This window comes from Pseudomonas syringae group sp. J309-1 (genome assembly GCF_032582135.1).
Lineage (GTDB): Bacteria > Pseudomonadota > Gammaproteobacteria > Pseudomonadales > Pseudomonadaceae > Aquipseudomonas > Aquipseudomonas quasicaspiana.
This window is the reverse complement of the sequence record NZ_JAWHNU010000010.1, coordinates 32,549-55,196: the sequence shown is the minus strand read 5'-3', so window position 1 is coordinate 55,196 and position 22,648 is coordinate 32,549. Positions and strand designations below refer to the sequence as shown.

General features: G+C 57.9%; 16 protein-coding genes, 4 tRNA genes and 1 pseudogene. 7 read left to right on the top strand and 14 right to left on the bottom strand.

Annotation, left to right across the window (positions count from 1 at the left end; translation table 11 throughout):
• Window positions 1–116: 116 nt before the first annotated feature.
• The 5 genes from asd to leuC all read right to left on the bottom strand — a co-directional run bounded on the left by asd (window position 117) and on the right by leuC (window position 5,584).
• Window positions 117–1,229: an aspartate-semialdehyde dehydrogenase gene (gene asd / locus RX972_RS08225; RefSeq protein ID WP_027900872.1), complete on the bottom strand. Its 1,113-nt coding sequence runs from the start codon at window positions 1,227–1,229 to the stop codon at window positions 117–119.
• Between the two features lie 204 nt (window positions 1,230–1,433).
• A complete protein-coding gene (gene leuB, locus RX972_RS08220) occupies window positions 1,434–2,516 on the bottom strand; it encodes a 3-isopropylmalate dehydrogenase (protein WP_122396969.1) in 1,083 nt (360 codons plus the stop codon).
• A gap of 66 nt (window positions 2,517–2,582) precedes the next feature.
• Complete coding sequence (locus tag RX972_RS08215) at window positions 2,583–3,344, bottom strand: class I SAM-dependent methyltransferase (RefSeq protein WP_316873952.1); 762 nt, start codon at window positions 3,342–3,344, stop codon at window positions 2,583–2,585.
• A 163-nt stretch (window positions 3,345–3,507) separates the two neighbouring features.
• The gene (gene leuD, locus RX972_RS08210; RefSeq protein WP_027900869.1) at window positions 3,508–4,149 is read right to left on the bottom strand and encodes a 3-isopropylmalate dehydratase small subunit; all 642 of its coding nucleotides are present in this window, start codon (window positions 4,147–4,149) and stop codon (window positions 3,508–3,510) included.
• A 10-nt stretch (window positions 4,150–4,159) separates the two neighbouring features.
• Window positions 4,160–5,584, bottom strand: coding sequence for a 3-isopropylmalate dehydratase large subunit (gene leuC / locus RX972_RS08205; protein WP_231677256.1), 1,425 nt, complete (start codon window positions 5,582–5,584; stop codon window positions 4,160–4,162).
• 189 nt (window positions 5,585–5,773) lie between these two features.
• Between leuC and RX972_RS08200 the strand changes: the two genes are divergently transcribed.
• Window positions 5,774–6,652, top strand: coding sequence for a LysR family transcriptional regulator (locus tag RX972_RS08200; RefSeq protein WP_122708798.1), 879 nt, complete (start codon window positions 5,774–5,776; stop codon window positions 6,650–6,652).
• A gap of 112 nt (window positions 6,653–6,764) precedes the next feature.
• Window positions 6,765–8,864, top strand: a pseudogene (locus RX972_RS08195) (putative bifunctional diguanylate cyclase/phosphodiesterase); the annotation flags it as partial.
• A gap of 51 nt (window positions 8,865–8,915) precedes the next feature.
• Here the strand turns inward: RX972_RS08195 and RX972_RS08190 are convergent.
• The 9 genes from RX972_RS08190 to uvrB form a co-directional block, all read right to left on the bottom strand.
• Window positions 8,916–9,359, bottom strand: a complete 444-nt coding sequence (locus RX972_RS08190; RefSeq protein WP_316873949.1) for an Hsp20 family protein — start codon at window positions 9,357–9,359, stop codon at window positions 8,916–8,918.
• 112 nt (window positions 9,360–9,471) lie between these two features.
• Entirely contained in the window at window positions 9,472–10,431 is a 960-nt protein-coding gene (locus RX972_RS08185; RefSeq protein WP_027900865.1) for a tRNA dihydrouridine synthase, read from the bottom strand.
• A gap of 29 nt (window positions 10,432–10,460) precedes the next feature.
• Window positions 10,461–10,922, bottom strand: a complete 462-nt coding sequence (locus RX972_RS08180; RefSeq protein ID WP_027900864.1) for an acyl-CoA thioesterase — start codon at window positions 10,920–10,922, stop codon at window positions 10,461–10,463.
• A 531-nt stretch (window positions 10,923–11,453) separates the two neighbouring features.
• Window positions 11,454–11,529, bottom strand: a tRNA-Glu gene (locus RX972_RS08175).
• A 46-nt stretch (window positions 11,530–11,575) separates the two neighbouring features.
• A tRNA-Ala gene (locus tag RX972_RS08170) sits at window positions 11,576–11,651 on the bottom strand.
• Window positions 11,652–11,701: 50 nt separating this feature from the next.
• Window positions 11,702–11,777, bottom strand: a tRNA-Glu gene (locus RX972_RS08165).
• 90 nt (window positions 11,778–11,867) lie between these two features.
• Window positions 11,868–11,943 (bottom strand) — tRNA-Ala (locus RX972_RS08160).
• Between the two features lie 146 nt (window positions 11,944–12,089).
• Complete coding sequence (gene gltX / locus RX972_RS08155; RefSeq protein ID WP_263267444.1) at window positions 12,090–13,571, bottom strand: glutamate--tRNA ligase; 1,482 nt, start codon at window positions 13,569–13,571, stop codon at window positions 12,090–12,092.
• Window positions 13,572–13,754: 183 nt separating this feature from the next.
• Window positions 13,755–15,770, bottom strand: coding sequence for an excinuclease ABC subunit UvrB (uvrB, locus tag RX972_RS08150; protein ID WP_099270791.1), 2,016 nt, complete (start codon window positions 15,768–15,770; stop codon window positions 13,755–13,757).
• 386 nt (window positions 15,771–16,156) lie between these two features.
• Between uvrB and RX972_RS08145 the strand changes: the two genes are divergently transcribed.
• From RX972_RS08145 to RX972_RS08125, 5 genes are all read left to right on the top strand, one after another.
• Complete coding sequence (locus RX972_RS08145) at window positions 16,157–17,353, top strand: amino acid aminotransferase (RefSeq protein WP_122806012.1); 1,197 nt, start codon at window positions 16,157–16,159, stop codon at window positions 17,351–17,353.
• Window positions 17,354–18,406: 1,053 nt separating this feature from the next.
• Window positions 18,407–19,156 (top strand): response regulator, encoded by a 750-nt coding sequence (locus tag RX972_RS08140; protein ID WP_099270865.1) that lies wholly within the window; start codon window positions 18,407–18,409, stop codon window positions 19,154–19,156.
• On the top strand, window positions 19,153–20,211 hold the full coding sequence (locus tag RX972_RS08135; protein ID WP_316873940.1) for a HAMP domain-containing sensor histidine kinase: 1,059 nt from the start codon (window positions 19,153–19,155) through the stop codon (window positions 20,209–20,211). Before RX972_RS08140 ends, RX972_RS08135 begins: the two co-directional genes overlap by 4 nt.
• 114 nt (window positions 20,212–20,325) lie before the next feature.
• On the top strand, window positions 20,326–21,060 hold the full coding sequence (gene xopAW / locus RX972_RS08130) for a XopAW family type III secretion system calcium-binding effector (RefSeq protein ID WP_316873939.1): 735 nt from the start codon (window positions 20,326–20,328) through the stop codon (window positions 21,058–21,060).
• A gap of 316 nt (window positions 21,061–21,376) precedes the next feature.
• Window positions 21,377–22,642, top strand: coding sequence for an arsenic transporter (locus tag RX972_RS08125; RefSeq protein ID WP_122708804.1), 1,266 nt, complete (start codon window positions 21,377–21,379; stop codon window positions 22,640–22,642).
• The last annotated feature ends 6 nt before the right edge of the window (window positions 22,643–22,648 follow it).

The following is a 22,648-nucleotide window of genomic DNA, read 5'->3' as shown; positions in this document are numbered from 1 at the left end:
TGTCCTTATCGCGAGCAAGCTCAGCTCCCACAAGGGAATGCATTCCAACCAAAAATCTTCATCCATAAAAAAACCGCCCCGAAAGGCGGTTTTTCATGTCAGCTACAACCGGACGATCAACGCTCCAGCAGGATCCGCAGCATGCGACGCAGCGGTTCGGCCGCGCCCCACAGCAACTGATCGCCAACAGTGAACGCGCCCAGATACTGCGAGCCCATGTTCAGCTTGCGCAGGCGGCCCACCGGAATGCTCATGGTGCCAGTCACGGAAGTCGGGCTCAGCTCCTGAATGCTCGCTTCGCGATGGTTTGGCACCAGCTTCACCCAAGGGTTGTGCTGGCTGATCAAACCTTCGATGTCGGCGATTGGCACGTCCTTATTGAGCTTGATGGTCAATGCCTGGCTGTGGCAACGCATCGAGCCGATCCGCACGCAGATACCATCGACAGGAATCGGGCTCTTGAAGCGACCGAGAATCTTGTTGGTCTCGGCCTGCCCTTTCCACTCTTCACGGCTCTGACCGTTCGGCAGTTCCTTGTCGATCCAAGGGATCAGGCTGCCGGCCAACGGCACACCGAAGTTTTCGGTCGGGTAGGCATCGCTGCGCATGGCTTCAGCGACCTTGCGGTCGATGTCCAGAATCGCGCTGGCAGGATTGGCCAGGTCGTCAGCAACAGCCGCGTGAGTCGCGCCCATCTGCTTGATCAGCTCACGCATGTTCTGCGCGCCCGCACCAGAAGCTGCCTGATAGGTCATGGCATTCATCCACTCTACCAAGCCGGCTTCGAACAGACCACCCAGGCCCATCAGCATCAAGCTGACCGTGCAGTTACCGCCAATGTAGTTTTTGGTACCGGCATCGAGCTGCTGGTCGATGACCTTGCGGTTAACCGGATCCAGAACGATGACCGCATCATCCTGCATACGCAGGCTGGAAGCGGCGTCGATCCAGTAACCCTGCCAACCGGCTTCGCGCAGCTTCGGAAACACCTCATTGGTGTAGTCGCCGCCCTGGCAGGTCAGAATCACGTCGAGGGTTTTCAGCTCGTCAATGCTGTAAGCATCTTTGAGCGGAGCCACGTCCTTGCCGACGGAGGGGCCTTGGCCGCCTACGTTGGAGGTGGTGAAAAACACCGGCTCGATCAGATCAAAATCCTGCTCTTCCAGCATCCGCTGCATGAGCACGGAACCGACCATTCCACGCCAACCGATCAGACCTACACGTTTCATCGCAACTACACCCTTTACAAAAAGTGGGCCGCCACACTCGCCGGCCAAAGTAAAAACTACTGCGCTCGACAATACTGCGTTAAAAACAGGCTCGGACTGCTCATTTAAGAAGCACTAAACTCCGCGTCCTCGCCTGTTTTTGCCTTGTCTTGCCTTCGCTCGCTACGTTTTTACTATGGCCGATAATGAAGCGGGCCGAAGATATTACAGATTGCGCAGCGCGGCGACTACAGCGTCGCCCATTTCCTGCGTGCCGACCTTCGCATTGCCCGCCGACCAGATGTCGCCAGTGCGCAAGCCTTGATCCAGAACCAGGCTTACGGCCTTTTCAATGGCGTCGGCAGCGTCGGTCAGATTGAAGCTGTAACGCAGCATCATCGACACGGAAAGGATGGTCGCCAGCGGGTTGGCAATGCCTTTGCCCGCGATGTCAGGTGCCGAGCCATGGCAAGGCTCATACATGCCCTTGTTATTGGCGTCCAGCGAGGCCGACGGCAGCATGCCGATGGAGCCGGTGAGCATCGACGCTTCGTCGGACAGAATGTCGCCGAACATATTATCGGTGACGATCACATCAAACTGCTTCGGCGCACGCACCAGTTGCATGGCGGCGTTGTCGACGTACATGTGACTTAGCTCGACATCCGGATAGTCCTTGGCGACTTCCTCGACCACTTCACGCCACAGCTGGCTGGATGCCAAAACGTTGGCCTTGTCCACCGAGCACAGCTTCTTGCCACGTACACGTGCCATGTCGAAACCGACGCGAGCAATGCGGCGAATCTCACTCTCGCTATACGGCAGCGTGTCGTAGGCCTGACGCTCGCCGTTTTCCAGGGTCTGGCTGCCACGCGGCGCGCCAAAATAAATACCGCCCGTCAGTTCGCGGACGATGAGAATGTCCAGACCGGCAACGATTTCAGGCTTGAGGCTGGAGGCATCAGCCAGTTGCGGATACAGGATGGCTGGACGCAGGTTGCCGAACAGGCCCAGTTGCGCACGGATTTTCAGCAGGCCGCGCTCTGGGCGGATATCACGCTCGATGGCGTCCCATTTCGGGCCGCCCACAGCCCCCAGCAATACTGCGTCAGCAGCGCGGGCACGCTCGAGCGTTTCGTCGGCAAGTGGCACGCCATGCTTGTCGATGGCCGCGCCGCCGATCACATCGTGGCTGAGTTCGAAGCCCAGTTGATACTTTTCGTTGGCCAGCTCAAGAACCTTTACCGCTTCGGTCATGATTTCCGGACCAATACCGTCGCCTGGGAGAATCAGAATCTGCTTGCTCATAACATCCTCAAATTTTTGTAACGGCACTGTTGATCAGCGCCTCTTCGTCTACTGAACGGAAAAAAGTTAGCGTTCGGCCCATAACACCAGCACATCGGTGCTGAACGAGCCGTCAGCGGTAATCTCGAAATATTCGCGCACTTCTGCGCCCATAGCCTGCTGCAACTCCCGGATCGCGACCCGAAAGGCTTGCGGAGTGCGCATGCGTTCTACCCAGGAGTTGTACTCGAGGTGCAGACGCTGACGGCTGTGACTGCGGGTGAACAGGCCCGCCTCGCTGACCTGCCGCAGCCACTCGGCGGCGGAGTAGTCGCGCACGTGGCTGGTGTCACGCAGCACTTCCACACTTTGCAGGTAGGTATCCAGTAACGGGCTGCCTGGAGACATAACGTCGATAAAAGCGGCAACGCCTCCCGGTTTCAGTACTCTGCGCACTTCACGCAGGGCTGGCGCCAGATCACTCCAGTGGTGAGCCGAATAGCGACTGAACACGAAATCGAACTCGCCATCCTCAAAAGGCAGACTTTCCGCAGCGCCGCACACAGTACTGACATTCGTCAGCCCACGTTCCTGCGCTGCAGCGGCCACGACATCGAGCATTTGCTGCGAAAGGTCATACGCCACCACTTCGCTGACTGCCGACGCGACATTGAAGCTCACATGCCCCGCGCCACACCCCAGATCCAGTACCCGCGCACTGCTGCGCCCCGCCACCTCGGCCTGTAGCAGCGCAAATTCGGTGCCTTGGGCGTGCACGGCACTGCTCAGATAGGCGGAGGCCTGCTCACCGAATTGACGTTTTACGACTTGAGTGTGGGCTGTGGTCATGGAGGTTGTCCTTTTGGGTAATCGCAAATAATCCTGGTAGCGCTGAACCTGTGGGAGCTGGGCTTGCCCGCGATACGGCTGGACGCGTTTCAGGATAGACCGCGGTGTTCTTATCGCGGGCAAGCCCAGCTCCCACATGGGAATGCATTCCAAGCCTTCAATCTCAACCGCGGAACAACCACGGCTGGCTGGCGCGGTGCTTCGCTTCGAAACTGGCAATCGCTTCGCCATCTACCAGGGTCAGACCGATGTCATCCAGGCCTTCAAGCAGGCAGTGCTTGCGAAACGCATCGACTTCAAAGCTGTATACCTTGCCATCTGGACGAGTGACCGTCTGGGCCGCCAGGTCGACGGTCAACTGGTAACCTTCGTTGGCTTCAACCTGCTTGAACAGTTCATCAACTTCAGCCTCGTCGAGAATGATCGGCAGCAAGCCGTTCTTGAAGCTGTTGTTGAAGAAGATATCGGCATAACTGGGGGCGATGATCGCGCAGAAACCGTACTCGTCCAGTGCCCACGGCGCGTGCTCACGGCTTGAGCCGCAGCCGAAGTTTTCCCGGGCCAGCAACACGCTGGCACCCTGATAGCGAGCATCGTTGAGCACGAAATCAGGGTTCAAAGGCCGCTTGGAGTTGTCCTGATACGGTTGCCCGACATCCAGGTAACGCCATTCGTCGAACAGGTTTGGACCGAAGCCGGTGCGCTTGATCGACTTGAGAAACTGCTTGGGAATGATCTGGTCGGTATCGACGTTGGCACGATCCAGAGGAGCGACAAGGCCGGTGTGCTGAGTAAAGGCTTTCATGCTGGGCTCCTTAGTGCTGAATCAGTTCGCGAACATCAATGAAACGACCGTTGACCGCTGCGGCTGCAGCCATCGCCGGGCTGACCAGGTGAGTACGACCACCGGCACCCTGACGACCTTCGAAGTTGCGGTTGGAGGTGGACGCGCAATGCTCGCCACTTTCCAGCCGGTCCGGGTTCATCGCCAGACACATCGAGCAACCTGGCTCACGCCATTCGAAACCGGCCTCGAGAAAGATCTTGTCCAGACCTTCGCTTTCCGCCTGCGCCTTGACCAGCCCGGAGCCCGGCACAACGATCGCCTGCTTGATAGTCGAAGCCACCTTGCGACCTTTGGCGATTTCAGCCGCAGCACGCAAATCCTCGATACGCGAGTTGGTGCAGGAACCAATAAATACGCGATCCAGCTGAATGTCAGTGATGGCCTGATTGGCTTTGAGGCCCATATACTTCAATGCACGCTCAATGGAACCACGCTTGACCAGATCAGTTTCGTGAGCCGGATCCGGAACGTTCTGATCAACGGCCAGCACCATCTCAGGAGAAGTACCCCAGCTGACTTGCGGTTTGATCTGCGCGGCGTCGAGTTTGACCACGGTATCAAAGTGCGCGTCGGCATCGGAAACCAGGTCTTTCCAGGCTTCTACTGCCAACTCCCACTGCTCGCCTTTAGGTGCGAAAGGACGCCCCTTCACGTAGGCAATGGTCTTTTCATCGGTAGCCACCAGACCGACGCGAGCGCCCGCCTCGATGGACATGTTGCAGATGGTCATACGGCCTTCAACCGACAGATCGCGGATCGCGCTGCCCGCAAACTCCATCGCATGGCCGTTGCCGCCTGCGGTGCCGATCTTGCCGATCACCGCCAGCACAATGTCTTTAGCTGTCACGCCGACGGGCAATTTGCCCTCGACGGAAACCAGCATGTTTTTCATTTTCTTGGCCACCAGGCACTGAGTGGCGAGCACATGCTCAACCTCTGAAGTGCCGATACCGTGAGCCAGCGCCCCAAATGCGCCGTGAGTAGAAGTGTGGGAGTCACCACACACCACCGTCATGCCCGGCAAGGTCGCGCCCTGCTCCGGGCTGATCACGTGAACGATGCCCTGACGCACGTCGTTCATTTTGAATTCGGTAATGCCGTACTCGTCGCAGTTGTCGTCGAGGGTCTGCACCTGAAGACGCGACACCTGGTCGGCAATGGCTTCGATACCGCCTTTACGTTCCGGAGTGGTCGGTACGTTGTGGTCCGGGGTCGCAATGTTGGCGTCGATGCGCCATGGCTTGCGGCCCGCCAGACGCAGACCTTCAAAGGCCTGTGGCGAAGTCACTTCATGGATGATGTGACGATCGATGTAAATGAGCGACGAGCCATCGTCACGTTTTTTTACTTCGTGCGAATCCCAGAGCTTGTCGTACAACGTTTTGCCGGCCATCAGGCGAATCCTCATCAGCTTGTTATTTCTATGCCTTCCAGGTCGTCGTGAAATCAGTTTTCACGCTCGCCTGCCGGGCGATCTTAAACAACCGGATGACCCTTTGGCTTGTACGGACATGCTACGAAATATGCTTAAATAACTCAAATTCATAATTTTTATACTTTGGATAACCAACTGGAATCTGAGATGGATCTGGCTAACCTCAATGCTTTTATCGCCATCGCCGAAACCGGCAGCTTTTCTGGAGCAGGTGAACACCTGCACTTGACCCAGCCCGCTATCAGCAAGCGTATAGCGGGGCTGGAACAGCAGTTGAACGTGCGGCTGTTTGACCGGCTGGGCCGGGAAGTCAGCCTGACCGAGGCTGGTAGAGCCTTGCTGCCCAGGGCTTATCAGATTCTGAATGTGCTGGACGATACCCGGCGTGCACTGACCAATCTGACGGGTGAAGTGACCGGCCGTCTGACATTGGCAACCAGTCATCACATCGGCCTGCACCGTCTGCCCCCGCTGCTCCGGGAGTTCACCCGACGTTATCCTGAAGTCGCGCTGGACATTCAGTTCCTGGATTCAGAGGTCGCCTATGAGGAAATCCTTCATGGCCGCGCCGAGCTGGCAGTCATCACTCTGGCCCCGGATCCTCACACGCTGATCAAGGCCGTGTCAGTCTGGGACGACCCGCTGGACTTCGTTGCCGCTCCTGAACACCCACTGGCCAACAGCGGCCCGGTGAGTTTGCAGGACGTCGTCGGCTATCCGGCGGTATTTCCCGGCAACAACACGTTTACCCATCACATCGTCAGCGGACTGTGCGAAGCACAAGGGCTGAAGCCGGATATCGCCATGAGCACCAACTATCTGGAAACCATCAAAATGATGGTGTCCATCGGCCTCGCATGGAGCGTGCTGCCACGGACTATGCTCGATGAACAGGTGGCGCGTATTCCATTACCGGGCATACAGCTCAGTCGTCAGCTAGGCTACATACTTCACACGGAGCGTACGTTGTCCAATGCGGCCCGGGCATTCATGGCGCTGCTAGATGCCCAGGCTGGCCAATGCTGAAAGCTCCTGATGCTAAAGATCGTATTACTGCCTTTATTACTTACAGGCGCGTGATCCCATGCCAGAACTTGCAGATAGCAACACCTTTCAGCCCTCCGGCCATGCCGCGGCGCTGAGCGAATCCGAAAAGCGTTTTGCAACGCTCTACAATCTCAGCCCCAACGTGGTGATCCTGTCCGCCATCGACAGCGGAGTAATCTGCGAGGTCAATCGCCAGTTCGAAACAATGCTCGGCTGGCCCGCAGCCGAAAGCATTGGTCGGACAGGTGTAGACCTGGGATTATGGGACGATTCCGAACACCGCAACAGCCTGGTCAGACGAGTCATGGCCCAGGACGAGCCCGTGAGGCTGGATGTGCGATTGCGCGCACGCGACGGCCGACTGATTGAAGGCACCTTCAGCGCATTGAAAGTCGAACTGGAGCGTCAGCTTTATTTGCTCAGCACCTTCATGGACAACAGCGCGCACCTGCGCGCCGAACGCGCCTTGAAGGCCAGCGAAGAGAAGTTCGCCAAAGCATTCCACTCCAGTCCTGACGCAATCACCATCACCGAGCGCATCAGTGGCCGTTACCTGGAGGTCAACGGAGGCTTTTGCCGATTGATGGGGTTTACCCCTGACGAAGTGCTCGGCCGTACTGTCGCCGAGCTGGGCATCTGGGCTCACATTGAACAACGTGAGCAGTTGATTCGCGATCTGCAAGAAAATGGCCGGGTTCATCACCGGGAAATGACCGGCTGTCACAAGAACGGCTCCCACGTCACCGCTGAAGTGTCGGTCGAAACCATTACCCTCAACGATGTCGAATGCCTGCTGATGAATGCGCGGGATATCAGCGAGCTGAAGAGCGCCCAGGAGCAGGTTCAGCACCTGGCCTATCATGACTCCCTGACCAACCTGCCCAACCGGGCATTGCTCATGGATCGTCTCAGCCAGCAAATAATCCTGCTGCAACGCCACAATCTGCGTGGCGCTCTTCTTTTCATGGACCTGGATCACTTCAAGCACATCAATGACTCGCTGGGCCATCCAGTGGGTGACAGCGTGCTGAAGATTGTAACCGCCCGGCTTGAAGCGAGCGTGCGCATGGAAGACACCGTGGCGCGACTGGGCGGCGATGAGTTCGTGGTACTGATCAGCGGACTGGAAGGTAGTCGCGACGATGTGACCGACCAGGTACTGGAACTGGCCGACATGCTTCGCGCCCTGCTCGCCCAGCCGATGTTTCTGGACAATCAACGCCTGCAAATCACGCCAAGTATCGGTATCGCACTGATCCCCGACCATGGCCTGACCAGCGCCGACCTGCTCAAACGCGCCGATATCGCGCTGTACCGGGCGAAGGATTCGGGCCGCAATGCCACACAGCTGTTTCATGATTCGATGCAAAAAGCGGCCAGTGAACGCCTGCGCATGGAGAATGATCTGCGCATGGCGTTGCCACGCGGGGAGTTCAGCCTGTGTTATCAACCGCAAGTGGACACTCGCCTCAACCGCATCATTGGCGCGGAGGCCCTGTTGCGCTGGGAGCACCCCGAAACCGGGAACCTGCCTCCTAACCAGTTCATCCAGATACTGGAAGAGAGCGGAATGATTCTGGAGGTAGGCGCCTGGATTCTTGAGGAAGCCTGCCGGACGGCAAGCAAACTGCTGCGTGACAAACTGGTCGACATCCGGCACTTCAGTCTGTGCGTCAACATCAGCCCCCGCCAGTTCCGGCAGACCGACTTCGTTGATCGCGTCAAACGCTGTCTTCGCATCAACAGCCTGCCGAGCAACTTGCTCAAGCTGGAGATCACTGAAGGCATCGTCATTCAGAATCTGGACGAAACCATTGCCAAGATGCATGAGCTGAAAAAGCTCGGTGTCAGCTTTGCCATGGATGATTTCGGCACCGGCTACTCATCCCTTACCTACCTCAAACGCTTGCCCGTGGATGCGCTGAAAATTGACCAGTCGTTCATCCGCGACGCGACCACTGACCCCAATGACGCGGAAATCATCCGAGCAATCGTGGCAATGGCCCAGAGCCTGAACCTGACGGTGATTGCCGAAGGTGTTGAGCAATCCCTGCAACTGGAGTTTCTTGAGCAGTTGGGATGTCGTTTATATCAGGGCTATCTGTTCAGCGAACCGCTGACCTTGAGCGCATTCGAAAAACGCTTGAAGCAGCCCGAGATGTTATTTAAAGAAAGTCAGTTGAATCCTTAGAAACGAAAGAAGGCGCCATAAAGGCGCCTTCTTTTGCTGGCAACTGAACAATCAGCTGTTCAGGACTTTCTGCGCGTTGATCGGAATGCGTTTGGCTTTGGCCTCTTCAGGCACCAGACGCAGCAAATCAATGTTCAGCAAGCCGTTGGACAAACCAGCGTTCTGCACTTCGATGTGATCAGCCAGCCGGAACGACAATTTGAAAGCCCGCTGAGCAATACCCTGATGCAGGTAAGTCACGCCCTCAGCAGTATTTTCACGCTTGCCGCCCGAAACAGTCAGCACGCCCTTCTCGACCTGAAGCTCAAGGTCTTCTTCAACGAAACCTGCGGCCGCGATCACGATGCGATATTGGTCATTCGCATGCTTCTCGACGTTGTAAGGAGGATAGCCGCCAGCGGACTCATTGCGGGCAGCAGCCTCGAACAGGTCATTGAAACGATCAAAGCCCACAGAGCTACGGAACAGAGGGGCCAGAGAAAATGCAGTAGTCATGATAAATCTCCTGTAAACAGCGAGTGGTTTAATCCGCGACCCGAATTCGGCATCGCGTAATCCCCAAACTAGGGTCGCCCAAAAGCTTTTCAAGAGTATATTTTCAAATTTTTTATGACCGTTCGTCGGCACTGACACCGAGCAAAACACTGATCCGCTGACAGTCGGTTTCACGGCGTAATGCATCAAACATCTGCGTCGCTTCAGGGTAGCTTTTGGTCAATAGCACCAGCCACTGCTTGAGTCGGCCAGGCGCTTGAATCAGGGTCATCTTGTCCAGACACTGCAACCAGAAGGTCCGCAGCATGGGCTGCAACTCAGCCCAGGTCATCGGCACAACCTCTTCACCTTTCTGCGCGGCGGCAATCTGTCGGGCCAGATCAGGCCGCGCTACCAGCCCGCGACCGATCATGATGTCCCGAGCGCCGCAGATTTCCCGGCAGCGACGCCAGTCATCCACGGTCCAGATTTCCCCGTTGGCGACCACCGGCACCTTGACCACCTCCTGAATCCGGGCAATCCATTCCCAGTGGGCCGGCGGCTTGTAGCCGTCGACCTTGGTACGGGCATGCACGACAATCTGCTCCGCTCCGCCGTCAGCCAGCGCCCGGGCGCAATCCAGCGCACCATCAGTGTTTTCGTAGCCCAGGCGCATTTTCGCAGTGACCGGAATGTGCTTCGGCACAGCGCTGCGCACCTGACTCAGTATGGAATGCAGCAGCTCAGGCTCTTTGAGCAGAATCGCGCCGCCACGGGAACGGTTGACGGTCTTGGCCGGGCAACCGAAGTTCAGGTCCAGTACCGGCGCGCCCAACTCACAGGCAAACGCGGCGTTTTCCGCCAGACAAACCGGATCAGAGCCCAGCAGTTGCAAGCGCAGCGGCGTACCCGCGTCGGTCTTGGCGCCTTTGTGAAACTCGGAAGCGTACTTGTAGAAGTAATGAGCCGGCATCAAGCGCTCGGACACCCGGATGAATTCGGTCACGCACCAGTCGATCCCGCCGACTTTTGTCAGCGCATCGCGCAGGATGTCGTCAACCAGTCCCTCCATGGGCGCCAGAGCAATTTGCATGGGTCACACTCGAAAAAAAGTCCGGCAGTTTACGGCGCGCTGGCGGGATTGGAAACCAGGGGATCTGCAATGGCGACGCCATACCCCTCGATAAACTCTAAAGGCATGCGTTTAGGCTTGCCGCTGGACAGTTCGATGCAGACAAAAGTGGTCTGAGCGCGCAACAACGTCATGCCATCACGGGGGCGGCGTAGCTGAAAACGTCGAGTCATTTTCAAGCGTTTGTCCCAATCGACAATCCAGGTTGCCAACTCCAGTTCATCGTCCTGATAGGCGCTGGCCAAGTAATCGATCTCATGCCGAACCACCGCCATGGCCCGATCCAGACGACGATACTCACTCAGGTCCAGCCCTAACTGCTGCGAATGACGCCAGGCGCAGCGCTCCAGCCAGGTGACGTACACCGCGTTATTGGCGTGCCCCAGCCCGTCTATATCGTCTGCTGCCACATTGAGGTCGATCACAAAAGGCGTTGTCAAATCCCAGACCATGCTTGCTCCTGCGTTGCTGGTTGTAGGTGCGAGTGAGTGTAACCAAAGCGACGAAGAGAAGTGGTCGAATGCTAGTGATATGAACTGCACAACACTGAATTGAAATGCATTTTCTGTAGGAGGTAGCGCTGCGCCCCTGACACCGCGCTGTCGAGCAGCAAACATGGGACCCGTAGGAGTGAGCTTGCTCGCGATTCGGTCTGTCAGTCGGTGCATATAATGCCTGTGCTGACGTAATCGCGAGCAAGCTCACTCCTACAGAAAAAGCATTTAAATTCAGCTAGTTATTTTATGTTTGATGAAGGCCAACTTGTTGGCTAGGCGCAATTGCTGACCATGCAGGACCGACGTCTCGCCAACAAGTTGGCTCCTACAGGTGCGCGGCTTGCGCGAGAGCGCCGTATCAGGGACGCCGGAGCCCTTCCTGCGGGGGAACGGGGATATTGGGAAGAGTCGTTTTATCAAACGCCAGAAAAACAAAAGGGCCATTCAATAATCGAATGACCCTTGGTCTCGCAGAGCGAGAAATCGTGGCGTCCCCTAGGGGACTCGAACCCCTGTTACCGCCGTGAAAGGGCGGTGTCCTAGGCCACTAGACGAAGGGGACGCAAAACCTTCGAGCAGATTCGCTTGTTAGCAAACCCTGGCAAAATTGGTGGAGCTTAGCGGGATCGAACCGCTGACCTCCTGCATGCCATGCAGGCGCTCTCCCAGCTGAGCTAAAGCCCCGGATTTATCGCCTCGCGGCTCACATCACTTTCAAATGATGCACTTTAAAATGGCGTCCCCTAGGGGACTCGAACCCCTGTTACCGCCGTGAAAGGGCGGTGTCCTAGGCCACTAGACGAAGGGGACTAAACCTTCTGGATGCTGATGATCGGCGCTGGATCCGGTCATTTTTGCATCGTTTCAAAGCAGTGTAGCCGAGCTTTGAAACTCTAAATTTGGTGGAGCTTAGCGGGATCGAACCGCTGACCTCCTGCATGCCATGCAGGCGCTCTCCCAGCTGAGCTAAAGCCCCACATCAGTGGACGGGGCGCATGTTAAGCGTGAGTCGCAGAGCTGTCAAATTTATTTTTTACAATTTCGAAAGTTTTTTGTCGGTAATACAACCACTTACCATTCAGCCCCCGGAAAACCGGGGGACTGACAGGCACGGGCATTGCTTCAGGCAATAGCGCCCAGAAGCTTTTCCCATTCCTTGTTTTCTTTCTTCGAGACGCCACCCAGCAGATCAAGCGCCTGACGCAAGCGGAAGCGGGTCAGATCCGGGCCCAGGATTTCCATCGCGTCAGTCACCGAGACGGAATTGGCCTGCCCGGTGATCGCGGCAAACATCAACGGCATGGCATCACGCAGCTTGAGCTCCAGATGCTCGACGACAGCCTGGATGCAGCCCATGATCCGGTCTTTTTCCCACTGACGCAGGGACTCCAGTTTCCACAGAATCAACTGCATGACCTGACGCACCTGATCTGCAGACAGTTTCTTGTGCTCGAACAGTTTGGCGTCCGGCGTCACGCCACCGGCGAAGAAGAAACTGGCAAGTGGTGCGACCTGACTGAAGGTCTCCACCCTGCCCTGCACGTGCGGTGCGATCTTCATCATGTATTCAGGGTTCAGCGCCCAGTGCTGCAGGCGCGACGCGAACTCTTCCACCGGAAGTTCACGCAGCCACTGGCCGTTGAGCCATGACAGCTTCTCGATGTCGAAAATCGGACCGCCCAGAGAAACCCGCGACAGATCAAAGTGCTCAACCATTTCTTCCAGAGAGAACTTCTCGCGCTCGTCAGGCATCGACCAGCCCATGCGCCCCAGGTAGTTGAGCATCGCCTCAGGCATGAAACCCATGCGCTCGTAGAACGTGACCGAGGTCGGGTTCTTGCGCTTGGACAGTTTGCTCTTGTCCGGGTTACGGAGCAGCGGCATGTAGCACAGCTGGGGCTTGTCCCAGCCGAAGTATTCGTAAAGCAGGATCAGCTTGGGCGCCGATGGCAGCCACTCTTCGCCGCGCAGTACGTGGGTGATGCCCATCAGGTGATCGTCGACGACGTTGGCCAGAAAGTAAGTCGGCAGGCCGTCGGTCTTCATCAGGACTTGCATGTCCATGCGGTCCCACGGGATTTCGACTTCACCGCGCAGCATGTCCGGCACGACGCAAACGCCCTCGGTCGGCACTTTCATGCGGATCACATGAGGCTCGCCCGCCGCCAGACGACGCGCGACTTCTTCTTTGGAGAGCAACAAGGCACGGCCGTCATAGCGCGGCGTTTCGCCACGAGCGGTTTGCTCGGCACGCATCTGATCCAGCTCTTCAGCGGTGCAGAAACACGGGAAAGCATGACCCAGTTCAACCAGTTGCTGAGCGTACTTCTGATAAATATCGCCCCGCTCGCTCTGCCGATACGGACCGTGCGGACCGCCGACATCCGGACCTTCGCTCCACTCGATACCCAACCAGCGCAACGCGTCGAAAATCTGCTGCTCCGACTCGCGGGTCGAACGCAGTTGATCGGTATCTTCGATGCGCAGGATGAACTCACCGCCGTGCTGCCTGGCGAAGCAGTAGTTGAAAAGCGCTATGTAGGCCGTGCCAACGTGAGGGTCGCCGGTAGGCGAAGGCGCGATGCGGGTACGAACGGTGGTCATGAAAAATCCCGAAATAGGTCAAACAAGCCGTGAATATTAACAGGGGCCAGTGATCATGTGGGAGCTGAGCTTGCTCTGGGCGGCATTCCGACGATAAACGATAACGCGGAATGTCTTCTAGCACCGTCTCATGTATCGCGGGCAAGCCCGGCTCCCACAGGATAGGCTCCAGCCCCCAAACCGCTATACGGTCAACAACCGCTCACGCAGCTTGCCGATTTCGTCGCGCATCTGCGCCGCAGCTTCGAACTCCAGGTCGCGGGCCAACTGGTACATCTTTTCTTCCAGTTGACGAATACGCTTGGTGATCTCGCTGGGTGAGCGCAATTCGTTTTCGTACTTGGCGCTTTCTTCCGCTGCCTTGGCCATGCCTTTGCGCTTCTTGCTGCGCGAGCCCGGCACGGTGGCGCCTTCCATGATGTCGGCAACATCCTTGAACACGCCTTTTGGCGTAATGCCATTGGCCAGGTTGAAGGCGATCTGCTTGTCACGACGGCGCTCGGTTTCGCCAATCGCACGCTCCATGGAGCCGGTGATGCGGTCCGCATAGAGAATCGCCCGCCCATTGAGGTTACGGGCCGCACGACCAATGGTCTGGATCAGCGAGCGCTCGGAGCGCAGAAAACCTTCCTTATCAGCGTCAAGAATTGCCACCAGCGACACTTCCGGCATATCCAGACCTTCGCGCAACAGGTTGATCCCCACCAGCACGTCGAAAGTCCCTAGCCGCAGGTCGCGAATAATCTCCACGCGCTCCACCGTATCGATGTCCGAGTGCAGATAGCGAACCCGCACGCCGTGGTCGGCCAGGTAATCGGTCAGGTCCTCGGACATGCGCTTGGTCAGCGTGGTGACCAGCACACGCTCTTCCAGCGCCACACGCTTGGTGATTTCCGAGAGCAAGTCATCCACCTGAGTCAACGCCGGACGAATCTCGATTTGTGGGTCTACCAGACCGGTTGGCCGTACAACCTGCTCGACGATACGACCCGCGTGTTCAGCCTCGTAGTTACCCGGTGTCGCCGAAACAAAGATGGTCTGCGGGCTGACCGCTTCCCACTCGTCAAACCGCATCGGCCGGTTATCCAGTGCCGACGGCAGACGGAAGCCATACTCCACCAGGGTTTCCTTACGGGAGCGGTCGCCTTTGTACATGGCACCGACCTGCGGCACGCTGACGTGGGATTCATCAATGACCAGCAGCGCATCCGCTGGCAGGTAGTCGTATAACGTCGGCGGCGGCGCGCCCGAAGGGCGTCCTGACAGGTAGCGCGAGTAGTTTTCAATGCCGTTGCAGTAACCCAGTTCCAGGATCATTTCCAGGTCGAAACGGGTCCGCTGCTCAAGGCGCTGAGCTTCAACCAGCTTGTTGTTGGTCCGCAGGTACTCAAGACGCTCCTGCAACTCAACCTTGATGCCCTCCATCGCTTCGACCAGGGTTTCCCGAGGTGTGACGTAGTGGCTCTTGGGGTAGAAGGTAAAGCGTGGCAGCTTGCGGATCACCTCGCCAGTCAGCGGATCGAACGAGGAAATGCTTTCTACCTCGTCGTCGAACAGCTCGATGCGAATCGCCTCCAGATCCGACTCGGCCGGGTAGATATCGATCACATCACCGCGCACCCGGAACGTGGCCCGGGCGAAATCCATGTCATTGCGGGTGTATTGCAGGTCAGCCAGACGACGCAACAAGGCGCGCTGATCGAGTTTGTCGCCCCGATCGACGTGCAAGACCATGCGCAGATAGGTTTCCGGGCTGCCCAGACCATAAATGCACGACACCGTGGTGACGATGATGGCGTCCTTGCGCTCCAGCAGCGCCTTGGTTGCAGACAGACGCATCTGTTCAATGTGGTCGTTGATCGACGCATCCTTCTCGATGAAGGTGTCCGACGACGGCACATAGGCCTCAGGCTGGTAGTAATCGTAATAAGAGACGAAATACTCAACGGCGTTGTTCGGGAAAAATGCCTTGAACTCACCGTACAACTGCGCGGCCAGGGTCTTGTTCGGCGCGAGCACCAACGTGGGGCGCTGCACCTGCGAGATGACATTGGCGATGCTGAATGTCTTGCCTGAGCCGGTCACCCCCAGCAGGGTCTGGTGCGCCAGGCCGGCATCGATCCCTTCGACCAGTTGGCGAATAGCCTCTGGCTGATCACCAGCAGGCTCAAAACGGGTTACGAGCTGAAACTCGGACATGACGTACCTCTTTGGTGGTTTACGCGCATACAGGCTCACGCAAGCCACAGCGCGAAAACCAAAGAACGGCGTGCGTCTGACCCGCTAGCGGATCAGTCGTACAGAATATGAAGTGATGAGACTACAGATGGAGTCGCCATCACCAGCTTTCAACCCACGACTTTAAACCTGCTGAATCGACATCTATTGCTGCGCCCCGTTACAGGATGCCGGTTGCCATATGACCAGAGGCCGACAAACAACTGCAAAAAACCCGGAAAAACCCGTCACCGACTGTCGCCCCGGTCGGCGATGGTCTCTATACTGACTCCCCGATTGTGCACCGCTCTGGCGCATTCGGTTCAGAGCGGGTTTCCCCTCACCCCTCACACAGAGCCGCCACAACAATGAGCCTGTTCTCCGCTGTCGAAATGGCACCACGCGATCCAATCCTGGGCCTCAACGAAGCATTCAACGCCGATACCCGCACCACCAAGGTCAACCTTGGCGTGGGCGTCTATTGCAACGAAGAAGGCCGCATTCCCCTTCTGCGCGCCGTTGCCGAAGCAGAGAATATTCGCGTGGCTCAACACGCTCCTCGTGGCTACCTGCCGATCGACGGCATCGCGGCGTACGACCTGGCCGTACAAAAACTGCTGCTGGGTGCCGATTCGCCGCTGATCGCTTCGGGCCGCGTCCTGACCACTCAGGCCGTGGGTGGTACCGGTGCACTGAAAATCGGTGCTGACTTCCTCAAGCAACTGCGTCCTGATGCCGTCGTGGCCATTAGCGATCCAAGCTGGGAAAACCACCGCGCCCTGTTTGAAACTGCCGGTTTCCCGGTGCAGAACTATCGCTACTATGATGCGACCAGCCATGACGTGAACCGTTCCGGCATGCTTGAAGACCTGCAGAATCTGCCCTCCGGCTCGATCGTCGTGCTGCACGCTTGCTGCCACAACCCGACCGGCGTAGACCTGACGCTGGACGACTGGAAAAAAGTCCTGGAAGTGGTCAAGAGCAAAGGCCACGTGCCGTTCCTGGACATGGCGTATCAGGGCTTCGGTACCGGCATTGACGAAGATGCGGTTGCAGTTCGCCTGTTCGCGGAATCCGGCCTGACCTTCTTCGCTTCCAGCTCGTTCTCCAAATCCTTCTCGCTGTACGGCGAACGTGTCGGCGCGCTGTCGATCATCACCGACTCCAAAGAAGAGACCGCTCGCGTCCTGTCCCAGGTCAAGCGCGTGATCCGTACCAACTACTCCAACCCGCCAACGCATGGTGCGACCATCGTTGCTGCGGTGCTCAACAGTCCGGAACTGCGGGCCAAGTGGGAAGAAGAACTGGGTGAGATGCGCGTGCGCATCAAAGGCATGCGCCAGGCCATGGTGGAGCGTCTGGCCAACAACCCTGCGGGCCAGGATTTCAGCTTCGTGGGTCGTCAGAGCGGCATGTTCTCCTACTCGGGCCTGACCACTGAACAGGTGCATCGCCTGCGTAACGAGTTCGGCATCTACGCCCTAGACACCGGTCGCATCTGCGTCGCAGCGCTGAACCAGAGCAACATCGACACCGTCTGCAAGGCGATTATCCAGGTGATCTAAAGCTTCACCGTGGTGAAAAAAGGGAAGCAGACGAGGGTCTGGCTTCCCTTTTTATTTGTATCGCGTTTTATTTGTATCCCTTAGGACCGCCTTGAGCCGGGAGGGCTGAGGCATATCCTGTGTGCGAATTCATTCGCGAAGGGGCCGGGATATTCACAGCATCTTTATCGCCAGGAACACCGCCTTCCCGGATGAATCCGGTCCCACTGGATCGCGATACACTCAAGGCTGGCGTAAAACCCATGGGAGCGAATTCATTCGCGAAGGGGCCGGGACATTCACAGCATCTTTATCCCCAGGAACACCGCCTTCCCGGATGAATCCGGTCCCACTGGATCGCGATACACTCAAGACTGGCGTAAAACCCGTGGGAGCGAATTCATTCGCGAAGGGGCCGGGATATTCACAGCATCTTTATCCCCAGGAACACCGCCTTCCCGGATGAATCCGGTCCCACTGGATCGCGATACACTCAAGACTGGCGTAAAACCCGTGGGAGCGAATTCATTCGCGAAGGGGCCGGGATATTCACAGCATCTTTATCCCCAGGAACACCGCCTTCCCGGATGAATCCGGTCCCACTGGATCGCGATACACTCGAGGCTGGCGTAAAACCCGTGGGAGCGAATTCATTCGCGAAGGGGCCGGGATATTCACAGCATCTTTATCCCCAGGAATACCGCCTTCCCGGATGAATCCGGTCCCACTGGATCGCGGCAGACTTGAGGCTGGCGTAAACCCGTGGGAGCGAATTCATTCGCGAAGGGGCCGGGACATTCACAGCCTCTTTATCGCCAGGAACACCGCTTTCCCGGATGAATCCGGTCCCACAGGCTTTACAATTCGCGAGCAGACCTTGAGTCCTCCTTTGAGAAAAGACATCCAGCAAGGTTAACTGGCAACCTTTGTATCACCCCCGATACATTCCAGACACGCCCCCGACACCACCTCACGCCACCCTTTCGCCGCGCCCGTCGGCGAAGTAGCATGGCGGGCAGCGTTGATCTTCAATAGCGGCCAGTGATGGCGGCATCACCAGGCAGTGGTCGCATCATGCAATCAACCGAAACTTCAGCTGAAACCCCACAAAGCAGCGATCCGCGCTGGAACACCCGCGCCCTGATCGTCGATGACGACGTACCGATTCGCGAACTGCTTTGCGACTACCTTGCGCGCTTCAACATCCAGTGCCGGGGCGTGACCGACGGCACTGAAATGCGTAAGGCGCTGGAAGAAGAGAACTTCGACGTCATCGTCCTCGACCTCATGCTGCCCGGCGAAGACGGCCTTTCTCTGTGCCGCTGGCTGCGCAGCACCTCGGACATCCCGATTCTGATGCTCACCGCCCGCTGCGAACCCACTGACCGGATCATTGGTCTGGAACTGGGTGCCGACGATTACATGGCCAAACCTTTCGAACCTCGCGAACTGGTCGCCCGCATCCAGACCGTGTTGCGCCGCGTACGCGACGACCGCAACGATGAGCGCTCCACGGTACGTTTCGATGCCTGGCGCCTCAACAGCGTGCTGCGCCAGTTGATCGCCGCCGATGGTCTGGTGGTGCCACTGTCCAACGCGGAATTCCGCCTGTTGCGGGTGTTCCTCGAACGCCCGCGTCGAGTGTTGAGCCGCGAGCAACTGCTTGATGCCGCTCGCGGACGCTCCATAGAGGCCTTTGATCGCAGCATTGACCTGCTGGTCTCGCGTCTGCGGCAGAAGCTCGGGGATGACCCGAAAAACCCACAGTTGATCAAGACCGTTCGCGGTGAGGGTTACCTGTTTGACGCAAGGGATATTGGTTGATCCGCTCCGCTGACACCCTCTTCGCCCGCCTGTTCGGGGGGGCGTTGATTGCTATTTTGCTCGCGCATCTGCTGGCGTTCATGTGGTTCAGGTTTTACGGGTTTCCACCACCACCGCCTCCACCCATGTCCGAGTCAGGGCAGCAGATCGAGGGGCGTGCTTTTCAGCGTCCGGAGGACGGTCCGCCGCCTGGCCACAGACCACCGTTTTTCCGTGGCCCTGTCGTGCCGCTGATCTTCCAGCTGATGACCCTGGTGATCGCTGCCTGGTACGGCGCCAAGGCGTTGAGCAGACCGATCCAGCACTTGAGCAACGCCGCCGAACGGCTCAGCGAAAACCTCGACAGCCCGCCCATGGAAGTCAAAGGTCCGCTGGAAGCGCGGCAGGCCGCGCAGACATTCAATCTGATGCAGCAACGCATCCGCGAGCAGGTGCAACAGCGCGGGCGCATGCTTGCGGCAGTCTCCCATGACCTGCGCACGCCGCTCTCGCGCCTGAAATTGCGGGTCGAGCAAATCGACGAACCCAGACTGCACGGGCAGATGACTCAGGATCTGAACGACATGATTGGCATGCTCGATGCCACGCTGACCTATCTGAATGAGCAACGCACCAGTGAAATCGTGCAGTTGTTCGATCTGCAGGCCTTGATCGAATCCCTCGCTGAAAACGCTCAGGACAATGGCGATGATGTGCAATCCAGCGGGCAATGCCTGCCGTTGAAGACTCAGCCCATGGCGCTGCGTTCGTGCATCAATAACCTGATCGACAACGCTCTGCGCTATGCCGGTCAGGCGCGGGTCGAGATTATTGATGACCCGCAACACGTACGCGTCAGGGTGATTGATCACGGCCCCGGGATCAGCGCCGACCACCATGAAGCCGTGTTTGAACCCTTCTATCGTCTGGAGGGTTCGCGCAATCGCAACTCCGGTGGCGTCGGCATGGGCATGACCATCGCCCGCGACGCCGCCCGGCGCATGGGCGGCGATCTGTCACTGGCCGAAACGCCCGGTGGCGGTCTGACAGCAGTGCTGTTCTTGCCGCGCTTCTGAACGGACACGTAACGACGCCGATACACAACCCACATACCCTCGACACCTGCCATCTAGAGGCTTGACAAGCCGGTGCACCGTCACCGGATCAATCAACCTGAGGGAGTCAGCCTGATGATCAGTGGCGTTAGTAATAACAGCTATTCGAGCTACACCAGCTCCAGCGCGAGTACCGCTGCGAGCAAGAAATTCCAGGAGCAATTGCTGGCTAAACTGGACACCGATGGCGACGGCAGTGTCAGCAAAGACGAGCTGAGCGCTGCAAACTCGTCTTCTGACAGCAAGGACGGCATTACCGTCACGCTGAGTGAAGCGTTCAGCAGCCTGGACGCCAACGAGTATGACAGCCTCGACGCCGACGAACTGGCAGCCCTCACCCCGCCGCTTCCACCAAGCGGCCAGCCTGCGACCGATGTTGCCGAAGACCTGCTCAGCGCGCTGGACACCGACGGCGACGGCGCAATCAACAGTGACGAGTTGACCGCAGGCTTGAGCAGCGCGGGCAGCACCGCCGACAGTGCTCAGGTGTTTGATGCACTGGACACCAACAAGGATGGCACGGTCAGCCTTGACGAATTGACCGCAAGCCTGCAACCGCAGCAGCCACCCGCTCCACCGGCTTCGTCACTGGAAGCCAGCGAGCAGTTGTTCAGCTCACTGGACGCTGATGGCGACGGCAGTATCAGCGCCGATGAGCTGACCAGCGCTCTTACCGCCACGTCAAACGGCAGCACCAACGCCGAAAACAAAGCTTCCGAGGCTTTGGGCCGGATGGTTGCAGCACTGACCGAACGTTACGACACCAGTGGCATCAAGCCGGTCGGCAAGTATCTCGATACGGCTGCTTGATGTGAAAGATTTGCCTGATAGGCCTCTGTCAGGCAAAGCACAAAACCTGTAGCGCCTCCGTCGTCCAGACAGCCGCGCTGTCGCGAAGAAAACAAAGGCCTGTAGGAGTGAGCTTGCTCGCGATAGCGGTCGATCTGTTAAGAAGATGTCGGCTGACCTGACGTGATCGCGAGCAAGCTCACTCCTACAAGTCCGGCGTTTGCCACACGAGATCAGCGTTCCTGCCACATCAAAACGCATCCCGATTCTGCGCCACTGGACGAACTTGTCCCCGTCGTCACCGGTCTGACATTTGCCTGCCTATTGAGTACCGCAAATGCCCGCATTCGACCCCGCAACGGTTATCTGGATTGTCGCCGCTTTAGCCACCTGTGGCGTCATCATGCGACCTTGGCGGGTGCCGGAGTTTGTCTGGGCGTTGGGGGCCGCGGTGCTGCTCACAGCGCTGGGGTTTATCCCGCTGCACAAGGCGCTTGGAGCGGTGGCGGAAGGTGGCGATGTCTACCTGTTTCTGATCGGCATGATGGTCCTGGCCGAACTGGCCCGACAACAAGGGCTGTTCGACTGGCTGGCCATGCTTGCCGCAAAACATGCAAAAGGCTCAGGGCAACGCCTGTTTGATCTGGTGTTTCTGGTCGGTACCCTGGTCACGGTGTTCCTGTCCAACGACGCAACTGCGGTTGTCCTGACGCCCGCCGTTTACGCGGCAGCCCGCGCTGCCAAGGCCGAGCCACTGCCCTATCTGTTTATCTGCGCCTTTATCGCCAACGCGGCCAGTTTTGTCCTGCCGATTTCAAACCCGGCCAACCTGGTGATATTCGGCAACAACATGCCACCACTAGGAACCTGGCTCTGGCATTTCAGCCTGCCTTCGATTGCCGCCATCGGCATGACCTATCTCGTGCTGCGCCTCACGCAACGCAGCCATCTGCGCAAACCTCTGGAAACAGACATCACGCTGCAACCGCTGTCCAGCGGTGCACGTCTGACAGCGTTCGGGATCTTGCTGACGGGGATCGTATTGCTGAGTGCATCGGCGCTCGATATGCAACTTGGGCTACCGACGTTCTGTGCAGGTATCGCTACCGCTGCATTGATCCACCTGCGTCAGCGGCTTAACCCGCTGCCGGTGCTCAAGGCGGTTTCCTGGAGTGTATTGCCACTGGTGGCGGGTTTGTTCGTCCTGGTAGAGGGCTTGGCACTGACCGGGGTTATCGATCATCTGGCCCACGCGCTGAAATCACTGGCCGACGATTCGGCCACTCAGGCGACGTGGACAGCTGGCGTGATCGTGGCGATTGCCAGCAACCTGATCAACAATCTGCCGGCCGGTTTGATTGCGGGTTCGGTCGGACATATCGCTCATCTACCCACCGAAACCACCAGTGCGCTGGTCATCGGCGTGGACCTGGGTCCCAACCTGTCGATCACCGGATCGCTGGCAACCCTGCTCTGGCTGATCGCCATCCGCCGCGAAGGCGAAAACGTCACGGCGATGGGCTTTCTGCGGCTGGGAATTCTGGTCATGCCACCGGCATTGATCGGTGCATTGGCAGCGTTGTCGATCACCACCGGCGGATAAACAGCG